Source organism: Flavobacterium sp. AC105, from assembly GCF_979258495.1.
Genome location: NZ_OZ409860.1, coordinates 220,886 through 238,081, shown reverse-complemented (window position 1 = coordinate 238,081; position 17,196 = coordinate 220,886). Strand labels below are relative to the sequence as shown.

Genomic DNA, 17,196 nt, shown 5'->3' with positions numbered 1-17,196 from the left:
CTAAAAACAAAAGAATAAGACATTTTTATAGAGACAAATCTATGTTTACGAGGTATAAACTATTTTTTACGATAATAGAATATCTTGACAATATCTCAAAGTAAAAAATAAAAGGCTCGCAGATTTTGGAGATTTTCTTTTGATATTATTTAGGGTCAGACAGCGTTCAAATAAATCTGCTCATCTGCCAAATCTGCGTGAAAGAAAATTATTTAAGCAAAACCCGAAACAATGCTTTTATAAAAGGCATTTTAGGACATTTTAAAATTACCTGAAAATCTTCAATCAGGTTCGTCTCTTCATCCAAAAATTTAAAAATCAAAGCCGGATTTCCTTTTTTAAATAAAGAAGAAAAAATAGGGCTTCCTAACTCATTATGTTTGTGAAGAATATCCAAAAGCAATAAATCATAAAACCAGAATCGGCTTTTTTTATGAAATGATGACATTTTGATCCATTCTGTTGTCTTCCTGAGCGAAGTCGAAGGATTTCTATCCTGAACAAACTTCACTAATTCAGAAGATTTTTTATCCGAATTTCTAAACGTAAAGCCCGTACTTGCTTTTGTCCAGCCCCCGGCAGTTCCTATATTCAAAACGCGTTTAGTGTTCTTTTTCCAAAAGGGATATGCGGTCATTGGAATACTTCCCTGCTCCTTTTCGATAATTTCATACTGCTGAATTCCGAGTTTTTCCAGATAAAGCTGAATCTCATTTTCATATTCTTCTTTTGGAAGAAGTTTTTCAGAAAATAAAGTATATTCGACTAAAGCTTCGGTTTTAGAAGTTGGCAAAACATACATGAAACGCGTATTGCCTTTTTGTTCTACCGAAAAATCCATGAAAGTCGCTTGTTCCGGATTGAAGATTTCAACATCCGTTTTTACAAACCAACCAATAAAATGCTGCTGTAAAACGGGATATTTAGTTTGGCTTAAAGCAAAAGCTTTGGTATAAATGCTGTTGAATAAAGAATCGCAAGTGTAACGATTTGCTTCGGTACCAACAAAAACATGGGTTTCGAGTTCGTTAATATCTGTTACCTTCTCCTTTAAAAAAGTAATATTTGAATGTTTTGAAATCGCTGTAAAAACAAAATCATAAAAATCAATTCCCCGAATTTCGTTGTATTGATAAGGTTTCAACGCCAAATCACGTTTAAAATCTTTATTGGCAAATAAAGCCGAATCCCATTTTTTAGAAACTATAGAATCCCATAATGTTTCCTGTTCAGCCCAAAAACACCAGGTTCTGTCATTTGTTTTTTTCGGATCCTGATCTAACAACAAAATCGATTTATCTGAAAATTTTTCAGACAATACCATCTTATAAACGGTCATCAAAGCAGATAAACCCGTTCCGGTAAAGATGTAATCGAAGTGTTTTATTTGCGAAGAATTCATGCTCAAAAATAAGGATTTTTATTCTTTCAATTTTTCTAAAACAAGTTTAAAATCCTCTGGATTAAGATAGTTATTGTATTGTAAGATAATTTCCCTTTTTTCATTCAAAACACATAAAACCGGATAAACAATTTGCCTGTTGACCGTTCCTAATTGCAAGGCTAATTCATGAACGCCAACATTATTTCCCGAAGGCTGGTATTTAAAAATCTGATTATTAAACGTAATATCTCGTTTTTCTTCTGCATTCAAATCCACAAAATAAAAATCGGAATTCAGTTTTTGAATGATTTCCTGATCTTTGAATGTCGTGCTTTTCATTCTTTGGCAAAACTGACACCAATCTGTATGAATGAAAACGATAATTTTTCGTTTTTGAATTTGCTGTAAACTATCAATTGCCTCAAAAGATCTGCCTTTGAGTTGGCAAAATCCTGCAGAAGTAAATGCGAAGAAGAAAATAATTAAGGTTAGCTTTTTCATTTTATTTCTTTTTTATCCGATTGTCACCCTGAGCGGAGTCGAAGGCTTATGAATTGGAACGGGGCTTCGACTCCGCTCAGCCTGACAAATCTTATTATTTGAAGAAGGTTTGCCACGAATTACACTAATTTTCTTGAATTTAATTCGCGATAATTAGTAGCATCAAATTTTACTTTTTTATTTCAAAGATTACAAAGTCAATAGTATAAAATCCGTATAAATCCGTTGAATCTGCGTCATCCGCGTGCCATTTACCTCAAAGTATATCGCAACCCGAAAAAACCGCGAATTGTTTGGTTTTGGCCGTAAACATAAGTCGTGTCAAAAGTTAAACCATACGGATTTTCAGGCGTTACCAAAACTTTTCCCGCCGAATCATATTGCACATTTTTATCAAAAGGATCATTAGTTCTTGAAATCAAAAACGGATTATTTTGCTTTGGAGTGAAATTCAACAGATTTTTGATTCCTCCGTAAAGCTCAAAATTTTCCCATCCAAAATAGGTAAACTGAATATTCTGAATACTGTACCAAGGCGATTTTGGACTTCTTGGATCCAGATCGCTCAACAAAGGCAACTTCATCGGACTATAAACATTTCCGGTATAATCCAACAATAAATTTAAGGATTCTATTTTATACGAAATGCTCCAGGTTGCGGTAAATTTCTCCGTTAAAAAGGGCGTTTCTGAAATTCCGTTCTCGACATTTTTATTATCTAAAACGGTTGCTCCCAAAATCATTTTTAATCCTGTTGGAAAATTGACATCAACATTGGTGCTGATTCCCTGACTTATGGCGTAACCGTTGATGTTGTCATAAATAATTTTGTTGGGATCGGTTTCATAATCGGAAATGATTTTATTACTGAATCTGGTATAAAAAGCCGTAGTTTCAATTCCGATAAAAATTCCATTTGTAAAGTTTATTTTCTGAATGTAATTCAAGTTTGCATTTACAGATTGTTCCGGTTTCAGATTGCTTTTTAGCACAACATCTCTGGAACCGGTAAGCGCGGCGTGATCTTCGGTAAATAAATTCACGACACGAAATCCGGTTCCGGCATTCAAACGAAAAATAGTATTTTCATTTTTCTTCCATCGATACGCCACTCTTGGCGTATAAATAGAACCGTGAATCGAGTTATAATCGTATCGCATTCCTAACAAAACCTGGCTTTTTGGCGAAAGCGTAATTTCATCCTGAACAAAAATTCCGGGCAGCCAGGTACTTTCTGCTTCCTTTGTAGCCGTGGTATTATCGTCATAATACGAATATCGATTGGCAATTCCGGCAAGGAAATCATTTCGTCCCAATTTTTTATCCCATGTTAATTGCAGGAAACCAATTTTCTGATTCGCGATGTAGGAAGTTGTTCCGTAACGGCTGTCTTGATAATGCACGGTTCCGGAGAACGAAAGCATCAGTTTTTCTTCAAAAGGCAATTGATAACTTCCAATTAATTCACCTCTTTTGGTATAAATACTTTCGCCGTATATTTCGTCACCGCCACGGTACTTTTTCTCCCAACGCACATCTCCGCCCCAGCGATCTTCGTACATACCGCGCGCTGCGATCGTAAAAAGGCGATTATTATCTCTTAGAAAACTCCACTTATTAAAAACCGAAATCCGTTCAGAAAGCGTAACATCAGTAAAATTATCCTTGTCTTTATCCACAACCTGATTGTAATCGAAATAATTAATTCCTAAAAGTGTGGTTGATTTTTTAGTCGGATTGAATTTCATTCCCAAATCGACATTCGTTTCTAAGTATGTTGTCGAAAAAACATCTCCAGAAAAAACTGGCGCGTTCGTTGGGTTTTTGGTAATAATGTTAATCAAACCGCCAACTGCCTCACTTCCGTAAAGAGATGACGCCGGACCTTTGACAATTTCGATTCGTTCGACCAGCGAATTCGGAATTCCGGATAAACCATAAACCGTCGAAAGACTGCTTACAATGGGCATTCCGTCAATTAAAACCAGTGTATACGGACCTTCCAAACCATTGATATGAATATCGCCCGTATTACAAACACCGCAATTTAGCTGAGGCCGAACGCCATTTATGTTCTGAAGTGCTTCATAAATACTTGGCGTTGGATTTTTTTTGAAGAAAACCGGCGAATAAACCTCAACCGGAACAGCGCTTTCTAATCGTTTTACCGGTTTTAAAGTTCCGGAAACCACGACTTCATTAAGCTGGTTTTCATTATCAGTCAATTCAAAATCGTATGACTGAATCGAATCTTTCAACACTTCGATTTTCTTTTTTAAAGTCTGAAAACCCATTTGAGAAATCTGAATCGTATAATTTCCAACAGCAACATTTTCTAATTTATAATATCCTAAACTATCTGTAACTGTTTTATGTTTTGTTCCTAACAAATGAATGTTTGCCAAATGTAATTTGTGGTCTTCGCCCGAAATAAATCCAGAAAGGGAAGAAGTTTTTTGTGCAAACAAAAATTGTAAACTAAACAAAAGCAATATCAAAAATAGTTTTTTCATCATTATAAAATTAAATTTAGACAAATCTAAAAATTAAATTTGACAAACAATGTTTCTAAAGCAAAAAACTTTTAAAAGTGTTTTAATTCAATGAATTGCGGATATTTTAAACACATAGAAACATAGATTTTATAGTTTCTTTTTTTTTAGAAGACAAAAAGAACTAGCTTTCTAAGACATAGTCAGACTATGTGAATTCATGCAAAGTGAAACGCTTTTTAATATTTGCAATAACTATGTTTCTATGAGTTCAAATAAAAAACTAAACAAACGATTCGTCAATAAGTTCTTTATTAATCATGGCGCCGGCGAAAGATCCCGAAGAAACTGCCATTGCAACAGATCGTGCCTGAATATGACAATCGCCGCTTGCAAAAATGCCGTGAATTGTGGTTTTCTGAAAAGCATCTACTTTCAATAAACCTTGTTCTGTTAATTCGCAGCCTAAAATTTCCAGTAACGGACAATGCTGTTCAAATGGCGTTTTCGAATAAATGGCTTTTACTTCGAGTTTTGATTGATTTATGAAGATAACTTGCTGGATATTTCCGTTTTTATGTTCTATAGCATCAATTTCTTCTTCGACGATTTCAACTTTATATTTTTTGAGAAGATTAGTTTGTTCCGGAGTTAAAGTTGATTTTCCATTCGTTAACAATCTCAGATCTTTAGTCCAATTTGAAATTAGTTTCGCGTATTCAAAAGCCATCTCTCCATTTGCAATGATTGCCGTTTTTTCTTTTTTGACTTCGTAACCATGACAATACGGACAATGCAAAACTGAAATTCCCCAACATTCCGCAAAACCAGGAATCTGCGGAAGCAAATCTTTGACTCCGGTTGCGAATAATAGTTTTTTAGAGGTAAATACTTTTCCTGACTCTGTTTTGATTTCAAATCCGGATTCAGTTTTAATTGCACTTATTGCTAATCCGTTATAAAATTGAACGGTATCGTAAAGGTCAACTTGCAGTTTGGCTTTCGCCGAAATAACAGAGGGTTTCTCGCCGTCATGTGTGATAAAATTATGCGAATGTGGTGTTTGTCTATTGCAAGGCAAGCCGCTGTCTATAACCAAAACTTGTCGCAAAGAACGGCCCAAACTCATCGCCGCCGAAAGTCCGCTATAACTTCCGCCAATAATTATAACTTCAAAATGTGATTGTTCTCTCATGTTGTTTTACTTTTATGTGATTTATAATTTAAAAAATGCCCGATAATCATTCCGATTCCTCCAATGAATATCAGATCGAGATGAATGTCCAGAAAAAGTTCAGTCAAAACACTAATCCAAATCAGAGACATTGAAAGAATAAGAATACTCGCTACCAAAAGATTTGTGGACTTGATAATCTTAAAAATGGCAAACAAACCAATCGTTGCAAAAAGCAAATCAACAAATGGATTATGGCTTAAACCTAAAGGCAAAATAGTTAAAAGCGGAAAAATTAAACAATGAACTAAACAAATAGTCGCGCTCGAAATTCCTAAAATATCGTAAATAATTGTGCTGGTTTTCTTCATTTTTCTTTACATTTGCTTAATGCAATTTTGTTGCAAATATATACATAAAAATCAAATTGCAACAATGTTGCGATAAAGTTTATAATTCATATCAAATGAAAACAACACGTAACACCGCAGCAAAGACAGCCGTTTTAGAGATTTTTAGCAAATCTAAAACAGCTTTGTCTCATACCGAAATCCAAAAAGAACTTAATGATTTATGTGATCGCGTTACGACTTACAGGATACTTGATCGGTTGGTAAATGATGATATAATTCATAAAGTAGTAAATCTTGACGGAACGGTAAAATATGCAAAATGCCATCATCATGCGCAGCGTGTGCACATTCATAACCATGCACATTTTAGTTGCGAAAATTGTCATGAAGTTACTTGCCTCGAAAGTGTGAAGCCGAGTTATATTATTCCGCACAATTACAAAGTCCATGATATAAACTTTACATTATCAGGATTATGTCCGAATTGTTTAAATTCTAACATTTAAGTTTTAGACTCGTCTAAAAATTTTGTTGCACTAATGCTATTTTTATATATATTTGGTAAAACAATTTTTTTACAATGACTAAATCTTTAGAAGAGGTAAACCAATCGGTTGCTACAGAGCATAAAAAAACAGGTTTCAGAAAAATATTAGCCTTTTTAGGTCCGGCATATTTAGTAAGTGTTGGTTATATGGATCCCGGAAACTGGGCGACAGATATTGCCGGCGGAAGTCAGTTTGGGTATTCTTTGCTTTGGGTTTTGCTAATGAGCAACTTAATGGCTTTGCTGTTGCAAAGTTTAAGTGCGCGTCTCGGAATCGTAACACAACGTGATTTGGCGCAGGCTTCGAGAGAAACCTATTCTAAATTTATCAACTATATTTTATATTTCTTAGCCGAAATTGCCATTGCAGCCTGCGATCTTGCAGAAGTTCTGGGAATGGCGATCGGAATAAATCTTCTTTTTGATATTCCGCTTATCGAAGGTGTTTTAATTACCGTTCTGGACACTTTTTTATTACTATTCTTAATTAATAAAGGCATTCGAAAAATGGAAGCTTTTATAATTGTATTAGTAGCCATTATTGGGTTTTCTTTCATTTTCGAAATGATTTTTGCCGAACCGGAATTACACAAAGTGATTTATGGTTTGGTTCCTTCAATTCCAAATTCTGCTGCTTTATATATTGCTATCGGGATTATTGGTGCAACGGTAATGCCTCACAATTTGTATTTACATTCTTCTTTGGTACAAACCCGTAAATTCGACAGAACTCCCGCAGGAATTAAACAAGCATTGAAGTATAATTTCATCGATTCTACAATTGCCTTAAACCTTGCTTTTTTTGTAAACGCCGCTATTTTAATTTTGGCTGCAGCCACATTTTACAGAAACGGAATGTTTGAAGTTGCCGAAATTCAGGATGCACATAAATTTCTTGAACCTTTATTAGGAACCAAATGGGCTCCGGTTTTATTTGCCGTAGCTTTAATTGCCGCAGGACAAAGCTCAACCGTAACGGGAACTTTGGCCGGACAAATCGTAATGGAAGGCTATTTGAATTTAAGAATTCAGCCTTGGGTTCGCCGAATTATAACGCGTTTAATTGCCATTGTTCCGGCAGTTGTCGTGATTTTAATTTATGGTGAGGGCGTAACCGGAAAACTTTTGATTTTAAGTCAGGTTATTTTGAGTTTGCAATTGGGATTTGCAATTATTCCGCTGATTCATTTTGTAAGTGATAAAACCAAAATGAAAGGGTTTCATATTTCGAGAATGACTCAAATTGTTGCCTGGATTATTGCTTTGATTATTGTTTCGTTGAATGCGAAACTGGTTTATGACGAAATTACTTTCTGGCTTGAAAGTTCTTCTCACCCTATAATTCTTTGGTTTACTGTTGTTCCGCTTGCTTTTGGTTTTTTAGCATTATTGCTTTATATCGTATTTAAACCTTTTATTGCCAGAGCAAAATCAAACATAGAAAATCATTCACCTCATCATTTGAAACTGCAATATGCACCAAGGGAAACGTACAGCAAGAAAAACATAGCAATTTCTGTCGATTTTTCTAAAGCCGATGAAACCGCACTTAATAATGCTTTCGAACTGGGCGGAATCAACGCGCAATACACCTTAATTCACATTGTTGAAACTGTTGGCGCTTTGATGTATGGCGGTCATGTTGACGATCACGAGACGACTATCGACGAAAAATTATTATTAGAATATAAAGAAATGCTTTCGCAGAAGGGTTTCAAAATCGAAACAGAACTTGGTTTCGGAAAACCTAACACCGTGATTCCGAAGATTATCAATGAGGGAAATTTCGATATTCTGGTCATGGGAACCCACGGCCACACTGGATTAAAAGATATTGTTTTTGGTACAACCGTAGACAAATTGAGACATAAAATTTCAATACCTTTGTTGATTGTTAAATAAAGTGGCTAAGGTTCTGAGTTGCTAAGTTTCTGAGATTTTTCCTTTGACGCTTTTAAACTTAGAATCTTAGCAACTCAGAACCTTAGAACCTTTCAAAAAATGACTTTCTCAGAAGAAAACTATCTTAAATCGATATATCATCTTACGGCTTCAAATGATGCTGAAGTAAGCACGAATGCTATTGCGGAAATGATGGAAACCAAAGCTTCATCGGTTACGGATATGCTTAAGAAACTATCAGAGAAAGATTTGGTGAATTATAAAAAATATCAAGGTGTTTCGTTGACAGAAAATGGAAAACTTGCAGCAAAGATGATTGTTAGAAAACATCGTTTATGGGAAGTTTTTCTGGTTGAGAAATTGAATTTTACCTGGGATGAGGTTCACGATATTGCAGAACAGCTGGAACACATTAAATCTGAACAATTGATTAATCGTCTGGATGACTTTTTGGGAAATCCTACCGAAGATCCGCATGGAGATCCAATTCCGGATGCTAATGGACGAATTGTTAAGATTGAAAAACACTTACTTTCGGAATTAACAGAGAATCAAACCGGAATTTGTGTGGGCGTAAAAGATACTTCTTCGGAATTTTTGAAATATCTCGATAAACAAGAAATTGCTTTGGGTTCTCAAATTGAACTTCTATCTAAAGAATCTTTTGATTTATCTGTTAAAATTAAAATTGATGGCCGCGAATTGTCTATTTCGAATAAAATAGCTTCTAATTTGTTTGTAAAGCTGGCTTAGAGGGTTGTTTCACGGAGATTCGCAGAGAATTGCGCAGAGGTTCACGAAGAATTTATTCTTTGTCAGGCTGAGCGAAGTCGAAGCCTCGTTTGCTGAATCACTTTGCGGGACTTCGACTTCGCTCAGTCTGACAAACGGGCTGTCTCAAGCACTATAGAAATGGAAACTTTATTTGGACGGATTATTATTTGGACGGATTAAAATCCGTCCCTACAATATAAATCGAGCCGACGGCTCTTGCCTTAAAAAGTTCCTGAATAACGAATCATTTGTAGGAACGGATTTTAATCCGTTGATGACAACGAATTTAGTAAACTGGACTTCGACTCCGCTCAGTCTGACAAGTCGGGTATCATAGCCCCGATTAAGCTCCTAAAACTAATTACGATTATTAACAATTCCCTTCTCTATCATTTCGAGCATTACCGGCGAAGCATTTTTAAAAGTTGGTTCCTGTTCGATAATACTTCCGGCGTTTTTCTTGTTTACTTTAAAAGTCACGTCATTATCGGTGGTGAATAAAAGTGCTGTCAAAAACGGGTTTTTGATGTAAGTTCCCAATAGCAATAAAGCTTCGTCTAAAGCATGAGTGCTTTCTATTTCTTCGGTTTTATAGCGGGTTGTTAATGCAATTGAATAGGTATTGTCTTCATTTATCGCCAAACGGAAATAGATGTTCTTGATTTCGGTATCACCCATAGTTTTGGCCAGGGTAAGTTTGGCAAAAGTGCCGGCTTGGATGCTTTCTTTAACGCGTTCGCAAAAAAGAGCGAATATTGGTTCGTACATTTTTTAAGGTGCTAAGGTTCTGAGATGCTGAGGTTCTAAGTTTTTAAAACCTTTGTCTATTATTTAACTGCAAAGTTCGTAAAGCTTTATATAAAATTTTCTTTGAAACTCTGTAGTATAACTTTATTTACCGGTAAATTCGGCTTTACGTTTTTCTAAAAATGCTGTTGTTCCTTCTTTAAAATCCTGGGTTCCGAAGCATTTTCCGAATGATTTTATTTCGGTATCAAAACCATTTTTACCATCTGTAAAATTAGCATTTATTGCTTTTATCGCTTTATTGATGGCAAATGGAGCATTTTTAATGATTTTTTGGGCAATTCCAGCTGTAAATTCTAAAAGTTCAGCTTGTGGAACCACGTGATTTACCAAACCGTATTGTTTCGCATCTTCGGCAGAAATCATGGCTGCGGTCATAATCATTTCCATTGCTCGGCCTTTACCCACTAATTGTGGCAAACGCTGCGTTCCTCCGTAACCTGGAATTAATCCTAAGGAAACTTCCGGTAATCCCATTTTTGCATTGTCAGACGCTACTCTAAAATGACACGCCATTGCCAATTCTAGTCCGCCGCCAAGTGCAAAACCATTTACGGCAGCAATTACGGGTTTCTTTAAATTTTCTATAAAATCGAATAATGATTCTTGTCCTTCTGCAGCTAATTGAGCGCCTTCGACAATAGTATAATTTGCAAATTCTGAGATATCGGCTCCGGCCACAAATGCTTTTTCGCCACTTCCGGTAATGATAATCACACGAACGTCATCATTTTTGCCTAATAATTTTATGGCTTTACTTAGGTCGCTAATGGTAGCTTTGTTTAAAGCGTTTAGTTTTGTAGGTCTGTTAATGGTTACGGTTGCAATTTTTTCTTCAATCGAGATTAAAAGATTTTCGTAGTTCATGACGCTGAATTTATGTATTTGTTATGGGTAAAGAAACTGTAAATGTGGTTCCTTTTCCGTAAGTTGACTCAAAGGTAATTGTTCCTTTGTAATTTTCTATGATGTTTTTTATAATTCCGAGTCCAAGTCCCATTCCGCTGGTTTTGGTGGTAAACTTTGGTTCGAAAATTCTACTGATATCCAGTTTCTGAATTCCAATTCCGTTGTCTTTTACCGCAATTTCAACATTATTATTTCTTCGTTTTACGGTAACCAAAATAGATTTATGAAACTGACTTTCGGGAATTGCCTGAGTTGCATTTTTAACCAAATTGGTAATAATCCGAATCAGTTGCGTACGATCCATTTTTGATATTATTTCTTCTTCTTCGCTTTCAAAAACAATATAATCTTCGTTGAAAATATCCAACGAAAGCTCTACAACTTCAACCACATTTAAGGTTTCGTTTTGCTGAGCCGGCATCGAAGCAAAATTTGAAAATGCCGAAGCAACCGCCGTCATTGTATCAATTTGCTGAATTAAAGTTTCGGAATAATCGTTTAGTTTCTGCTTTACATCAGGCGCCGTCGGATCAAACTTGCGCTGAAAACTCTGAACCGTCAACCTCATCGGCGTAAGCGGATTTTTAATTTCGTGTGCAACTTGTTTCGCCATTTCGCGCCAAGCTTCTTCACGCTCACTTTGGGCAAGTTTAATGGCGCTGGTTTCGAGTTTATCGACCATTCCGTTATACGCTTTTATCAGGAAATTGACTTCTTTGCTATTTGCTTCCAGGACGATTTTCTCGTTTTTCTGATCTAAATTGGTTTCTTCCAATCTGTCTGAAATGGTTTTTAGTGATTTCGTGATATAGGTCGAAAGAAAATAGGCCAATGCAAATGCCACGACCAACATAAATGAATAAACCTGACTTAACCGAATCAGAAAGGTATTTAATTCGTTATCGTAATAGCCGTCATCTTCTATATAAGGGAGATTTAAAACGCCGAGTGGTTTGAATTTCTCATCTTTAATTAAACTATAAGATGATCGGTTTTTAACTCCGTCGATGGTTTTAATGTCTACAAAACGTTTTTCGATTGAAGAACGTACTAATTTCAGGATATATTCCGGAATTGGCGGCGCTACTTTATCAACTGCAAAAGATTCTTTTGACGATTTAAGTAATTTTCCGTCAAGACTGTAAATATTGATTTCGATTTTGTGAATCTGCGCTAATTCGTGGATTTTATCTTTAAAAATAAGATCTAAATTTCCTGTTTTTAAAGGATATGTTGTAGTCGACAAAACATAATTGATATGTTCTTTTACCGCATTTTCTTTGCGTTCGAGACGTTCCTGATGATATTCTTTAGCTTCATTTTTAAACTGAATAATAGAAATGGAAGCCAATAAAAAAGATGCCACAACAATCAATACAATCATCGACAGGAAAATCCTGGTACGCAATGAAAGCATCGACATTTTGAAGTTGTTTTGCATGTTTTTAGTTTTCAGTCGCAGTCGCAGTTTTCAGTGTCAGCAAGAAACTGCGACTGAAAACTGCAACTGAATACTATTTTTTCTCTCTAATTCTTTTATAAAAACGGAATCCCAGCATAATGATAATTGAGAATAAAAAGATCCCGATTACGCCGAAGATCCAGTTGATGGCACTTTTTAAAACTACTAAAAAGACCACGGCAAATAGTATAATTGTGGCGCCTTCATTCCATAAACGCATAAAATTGTTGGAATATTTTACTTCGTCATTTTGCAATTGCCTGAATATTTGATGGCATTTTAGATGATACAAATACAATAAGAAAACGAAACACAATTTTACGTGCATCCACGGCATTTTGAGCCAGGCATTTCCTAAATCGGTAAAAAGCAGCATCCAAAAAGCAAAAATACTTGCCAAAACTGCAGATGGCCAAGTAATTATATACCACAAACGGTAGGTCATTATTTTGTATTGCGCTTGCAGGATTTCCTTTTCAGGAGATGGTTTTTCGTTGGCTTCAATTTGGTACACAAATAAGCGAACGATATAAAACAAACCTGCAAACCAAGTGATTACAAAAATTAGATGTAATGATTTTAAGTAGTTATAATATTCCATTTATTTTTTAAATGTAGATTGTATAAAAAGATCAAGCATAGCCTTACCGTAATCTTCATTTTCATATATTACTGAAGCAATAAAGATTTTATCCTTAAAAGGTCTTGAAAAAATCACTGCTGTCGCAACTGTTTTTCCTTCTTCTGTTATTGAAATTTGTGATTTTCTAAATTCCAAACCTGAAATATTCTCGCTGCCAACTGCGTAATTTCCCATTTGAGCTTTCGGATAAATATGACCAATATCCTTTAAAAGAAGAAAATCTTTCAATCTCATCTTTAAATCAACTGATCGTGCATCTCCGGAATAATCGTCATAATTTGCCAAAAAATAATTCTTTTCATCTTTTTTAAAGGCAACTATAGCATTTTTTCTTTTAATTAAATTTGGATTATTTTTGGTATTGCCTTTTTCATAATCATCCGGAATCGTAATGGTCCAATTAAATGTTTTATCAGAAAAACTGTTATTTACAAAAGTGTCTCTTTTTTTGCATCCAACTAAAACTGCCAGAGTCAAAAACAAAATCGAAAAATATTTTACTTTATTCATTTATAAATTAATTATTTAGCCCAATCATTAATCCAGTTACTAACTGTCTGACACCATTCATCATCATCGTTCAAACACGGGATTGCTAAGAAATTCTCTCCTCCTTTTGCCTCGAAATCTTCTTTGGCGCGCATAGCGATTTCTTCCAGCGTTTCTAAACAATCAGATACAAAAGCTGGTGTTACAACTGCTAAATTCTTGATTCCTTTTGCTGGCATTTTATCAATTTCAACATCAGTATAAGGTTCTAACCATTTATCTCCCGCTAAACGCGATTGAAAGGTCAGACTGTATTTATCCGCAGGAAGTCCTAATAATTTTACGACTTGTTTTGTGGTTTCATAACATTGGTGACGGTAACAGAAATCGTGCGCCGGCGAAGGTGTGCTGCAACAAGAACCATCAATTTTACAATGTGATTTGGTTACATCGGTTTTACGAATATGACGTTCGGGAATTCCGTGATATGAGAATAACAAATGATCGTAATCAAAACCTACTAAATGTTTCTGAATGGAATCGGCCAAGTTTTTGATGTAATCTGGTTTGTTGTAAAACGCAGGCACATCTGTAAAAGTCATATGAGGAAATTTCTTTTTGCGAATTTCTTCTGCTTTTACTAAAATGGTCAAAGTTGACGCCATCGCGTATTGCGGATATAATGGAAAAAGCATTACTTCGGTCACACCTTTTTCGTGCAATTCCTGAAGTCCTTTCTCGATCGTCATGCTTCCGTAACGCATTGCCAAAGCAACCGGAACATGTACTAAAGGCTGGACTTTTTTTTGCATTCTTTCAGAAAGAACCACTAACGGAGAACCTTCTTCCCACCAGATTTTCGCGTAAGCGTGTGCTGATTCTTCTGGTCTTTTTCTTAAAATAATACCACGAACTAAAAAGGCTCTTAATAAATACGGAACATCAATCACGTATTTATCCATTAAAAATTCGTCTAAATACGGTTTTACATCTTTTGGTTCCGGACTTTCTGGAGATCCTAAGTTTACTAATAATACGCCTTTCATTATTTTTTTGCTTTAGGCTTTAAGCTTTAGGCTTTAAGCTTTTGTTTTTAATTTTCGTCAAAAGTAGAAATTGCTGCTTTTTGGAAATATGATAAATGTTACTTTTTAATTATGTTCTGATATATAAAATTGATATTCTCTCGCAGATTTTGCAGATTCAGCAGATTAATTTGTGCTAATTTGTGAAATTTGTGGCGAAAAAACTTAAACATTAGTATTAATCGACATTAAATACTTTTTGGGAGTTGTGGCAAACTTCTTTTTGAATGCCGCAATAAAGTGACTTCCGGTGCTATAGCCAATTTTCAACCCTACTTCGTTTACATTATAAGATCCGCTATCGAGAAGTTTTCGGGCGAAATCCATTTTGTAATCAAAAAGAAAACCATAAACCGTATCGCCGTAAATTTGTTTGAAACCCATTTTGAGTTTTTTCAAATTCAAACCAATTTCATCAGCTAATTCTTGTAATCCCGGCGGTTCAGCCATATTAGCGATGATAATTTCTTTGGCTTTTCGGATTTTCAGAACGTTATCCTCATCAATCAAAAACGGACATTGTTCTGCGTTTGGATCCTCTGTTCTGTTAAAATATAAACTTAATAATTCATATCCTTTCCCTTTATAATACAGGTTTTTTATGGATGGATGTAAGTTATAATGAAACAGCTGACTCAAAACAATCGCCATCGATGGGCTTATATTTCCTTCGTTATAATACTTTTTGTCCTTATTATCCGGACTTAAGAAAGTAATATAGTCTGCTTCTGCAGAAAACAACGCGTGAAATTTCTTAATCGATACAATTACAGAAATCACCCACGAATTTGGAGCCAACTCTAAATTGAGTGGTAATTCTTTCTGCGGATTGTACAAAAGCAGCGATTTTTCTTCTTTCAAATCCAAAGCATAAGTGCCTTGATTGAACAAGAATTTTGCATTCCCTTTTATTCCGAAGTGAAACTGTATCAGGCCACTACCAACTTCATGCTGTCCAAAAAAAGATTCCGGACTGTCGTTTTGAAAACGGATAAGCGTAAAGTCGTCTTCAATTTTTATAATTTCTTGAGAACTCATAGCGATATTTTTTTGAAACAAAAATCAGATCCAGCGAAGAATGTTATTTAGAATCACTCTAAACAAAACAATTCTAACCAATTGATTTTGCTACAAAAATACTTCTTTTTGCATAAAAACAGTCGTTTGGAAACAAAAAAACATGCAGCGATACAAAAAGTACTTTGAGCGTTACTTTTGTAAACAGTATAATGATAATTTTGTTGCACTTTTATGAAAGTGAATTTATGGAAAACAATAACGCACCGAAACACTTATATTTTTACTCAGTTGGTCTGAGTTATAAAAAAGCTGATGCTGAGGTGAGAGGTCAATTTAGTTTGGATGCAATTGCCAAAACGCGTTTGCTGGAACAAGCTAAAACAGAAGGAATAGAAAGTTTAATTGTCACTTCGACTTGTAACAGAACCGAGATCTACGGTTTTGCAGAACACCCATTTCAATTAATAAAACTTATTTGTGATAATAGTAACGGATCTGTTGACGCTTTTCAGAAAGTGGGATTTGTTTATAAAAATCAAGAAGCCATTAATCATATGTTTCGCGTAGGAACTGGTTTAGACAGTCAAATTCTGGGCGATTTTGAAATTATATCCCAAATTAAAACCAGTTTTGCTCATTCTAAATCTATGAGTTTAGCGAATGCTTTTTTAGAAAGATTAGTAAACGCGGTAATTCAGGCGAGCAAAAAGATCAAAAACGAAACAGAAATCAGTTCCGGAGCAACTTCGGTTTCTTTTGCTTCGGTACAATATATTATTAAGAATGTAGAAGATATTGGTAATAAGAATATTTTACTTTTCGGAACCGGGAAAATCGGAAGAAATACTTGCGAGAATCTTGTAAAACATACTAAAAACGAACATATTACTTTAATTAACCGAACGAAAGATAAAGCTGAGAAATTGGCCGGAAAACTAAATTTAATTGTTAAAGATTATTCGGAGTTACACTTGGAACTTCAAAATGCTGATGTTGTTGTGGTTGCTACAGGTGCTCAAAACCCAACAGTTGACAAAGCAATTCTGAATCTAAAAAAACCTTTATTGATTTTGGATTTGTCAATTCCAAAAAACGTGCATGAAAATGTAGAGGAATTAGAAGGCGTAACCTTGATTCACATGGATTATTTGTCGCAATTGACAGATGAAACTCTTGAGAATAGAAAATTACACATTCCTGCTGCCGAGGCGATTATTGAAGAAATCAAAGAAGAATTTGTAGTTTGGATGAAAGGCCGAAAATTCGCGCCAACCATCAATGCTTTAAAAGAAAAACTAAACGCAATTAAAGTTTCGGAATTAGATTTTCAAAGCAGAAAAATTGCAGATTTTAATGAAGCTCAAGCTGAAATCATCAGCAACAGAATTATCCAGAAAATCACTACACATTTTGCCAATCACTTAAAAGACGACGATACCATGGTCGATGAAAGCATCGAATGGATCGAAAAAGTCTTTAAAATAAAAGCATCCTAAATATTTTACCATTAAGATATTAAGTTAATTAAGCTTTGTGGGCGAAAAATCATGAAAGAGAATCATTAAATATTTAAGAGAAAGTAAGCTTTGTGTCTACAAACGCAACCTTAACTAACTTAATATCTTAATGGTAAAAAAAAACATAAAACCTTGGT

Annotated in this window: 16 protein-coding genes; 4 read left to right on the top strand and 12 right to left on the bottom strand. The window is 35.0% G+C overall.

Features of this window, described 5'->3' with window-relative positions; all coding sequences use genetic code 11:
* Positions 1 to 208: 208 nt before the first annotated feature.
* From ACZ0AH_RS00995 to ACZ0AH_RS00975, 5 genes are all read right to left on the bottom strand, one after another.
* On the bottom strand, positions 209 to 1,402 hold the full coding sequence (locus ACZ0AH_RS00995) for a lycopene cyclase family protein (RefSeq protein WP_463478080.1): 1,194 nt from the start codon (positions 1,400 to 1,402) through the stop codon (positions 209 to 211).
* Between the two features lie 18 nt (positions 1,403 to 1,420).
* Positions 1,421 to 1,885 carry a thioredoxin family protein gene (locus tag ACZ0AH_RS00990; protein WP_463474033.1) on the bottom strand — a complete coding sequence of 155 codons (465 nt, stop codon included), beginning with the start codon at positions 1,883 to 1,885 and terminating at the stop codon, positions 1,421 to 1,423.
* A gap of 251 nt (positions 1,886 to 2,136) precedes the next feature.
* Entirely contained in the window at positions 2,137 to 4,398 is a 2,262-nt protein-coding gene (locus ACZ0AH_RS00985; RefSeq protein ID WP_463478079.1) for a TonB-dependent receptor, read from the bottom strand.
* A gap of 262 nt (positions 4,399 to 4,660) precedes the next feature.
* A complete protein-coding gene (locus ACZ0AH_RS00980; protein WP_463474032.1) occupies positions 4,661 to 5,572 on the bottom strand; it encodes an NAD(P)/FAD-dependent oxidoreductase in 912 nt (303 codons plus the stop codon).
* Positions 5,569 to 5,922, bottom strand: coding sequence for a MerC family mercury resistance protein (locus ACZ0AH_RS00975; RefSeq protein ID WP_463474031.1), 354 nt, complete (start codon positions 5,920 to 5,922; stop codon positions 5,569 to 5,571). Before ACZ0AH_RS00975 ends, ACZ0AH_RS00980 begins: the two co-directional genes overlap by 4 nt.
* 95 nt (positions 5,923 to 6,017) lie before the next feature.
* Here ACZ0AH_RS00975 and ACZ0AH_RS00970 point away from each other — a divergent pair, with 95 nt between their 5' ends.
* From ACZ0AH_RS00970 to ACZ0AH_RS00960, 3 genes are all read left to right on the top strand, one after another.
* Complete coding sequence (locus ACZ0AH_RS00970; protein ID WP_463474030.1) at positions 6,018 to 6,410, top strand: Fur family transcriptional regulator; 393 nt, start codon at positions 6,018 to 6,020, stop codon at positions 6,408 to 6,410.
* A 74-nt stretch (positions 6,411 to 6,484) separates the two neighbouring features.
* On the top strand, positions 6,485 to 8,353 hold the full coding sequence (locus tag ACZ0AH_RS00965) for an Nramp family divalent metal transporter (protein ID WP_463474029.1): 1,869 nt from the start codon (positions 6,485 to 6,487) through the stop codon (positions 8,351 to 8,353).
* A 99-nt stretch (positions 8,354 to 8,452) separates the two neighbouring features.
* Positions 8,453 to 9,106: a metal-dependent transcriptional regulator gene (locus ACZ0AH_RS00960; RefSeq protein WP_463474028.1), complete on the top strand. Its 654-nt coding sequence runs from the start codon at positions 8,453 to 8,455 to the stop codon at positions 9,104 to 9,106.
* A gap of 378 nt (positions 9,107 to 9,484) precedes the next feature.
* On the opposite strand, the gene ACZ0AH_RS00955 is transcribed toward ACZ0AH_RS00960, so the two are convergent.
* The 7 genes from ACZ0AH_RS00955 to ACZ0AH_RS00925 all read right to left on the bottom strand — a co-directional run bounded on the left by ACZ0AH_RS00955 (position 9,485) and on the right by ACZ0AH_RS00925 (position 15,560).
* Entirely contained in the window at positions 9,485 to 9,895 is a 411-nt protein-coding gene (locus ACZ0AH_RS00955; RefSeq protein ID WP_463474027.1) for a hypothetical protein, read from the bottom strand.
* Positions 9,896 to 10,018: 123 nt separating this feature from the next.
* A complete protein-coding gene (locus tag ACZ0AH_RS00950) occupies positions 10,019 to 10,801 on the bottom strand; it encodes an enoyl-CoA hydratase/isomerase family protein (RefSeq protein WP_463474026.1) in 783 nt (260 codons plus the stop codon).
* 10 nt (positions 10,802 to 10,811) lie between these two features.
* Positions 10,812 to 12,227 (bottom strand): ATP-binding protein, encoded by a 1,416-nt coding sequence (locus ACZ0AH_RS00945; protein ID WP_463478078.1) that lies wholly within the window; start codon positions 12,225 to 12,227, stop codon positions 10,812 to 10,814.
* A gap of 130 nt (positions 12,228 to 12,357) precedes the next feature.
* On the bottom strand, positions 12,358 to 12,906 hold the full coding sequence (locus ACZ0AH_RS00940) for a CopD family protein (protein ID WP_463474025.1): 549 nt from the start codon (positions 12,904 to 12,906) through the stop codon (positions 12,358 to 12,360).
* On the bottom strand, positions 12,907 to 13,458 hold the full coding sequence (locus tag ACZ0AH_RS00935) for a hypothetical protein (RefSeq protein WP_463474024.1): 552 nt from the start codon (positions 13,456 to 13,458) through the stop codon (positions 12,907 to 12,909).
* A gap of 11 nt (positions 13,459 to 13,469) precedes the next feature.
* Complete coding sequence (gene hemH / locus ACZ0AH_RS00930; protein ID WP_463474023.1) at positions 13,470 to 14,483, bottom strand: ferrochelatase; 1,014 nt, start codon at positions 14,481 to 14,483, stop codon at positions 13,470 to 13,472.
* Between the two features lie 204 nt (positions 14,484 to 14,687).
* Complete coding sequence (locus ACZ0AH_RS00925) at positions 14,688 to 15,560, bottom strand: helix-turn-helix domain-containing protein (protein WP_463474022.1); 873 nt, start codon at positions 15,558 to 15,560, stop codon at positions 14,688 to 14,690.
* Between the two features lie 227 nt (positions 15,561 to 15,787).
* On the opposite strand from ACZ0AH_RS00925, the gene hemA reads away from it, so the two are divergent.
* Positions 15,788 to 17,038, top strand: a complete 1,251-nt coding sequence (gene hemA, locus ACZ0AH_RS00920; protein ID WP_463474021.1) for a glutamyl-tRNA reductase — start codon at positions 15,788 to 15,790, stop codon at positions 17,036 to 17,038.
* The last annotated feature ends 158 nt before the right edge of the window (positions 17,039 to 17,196 follow it).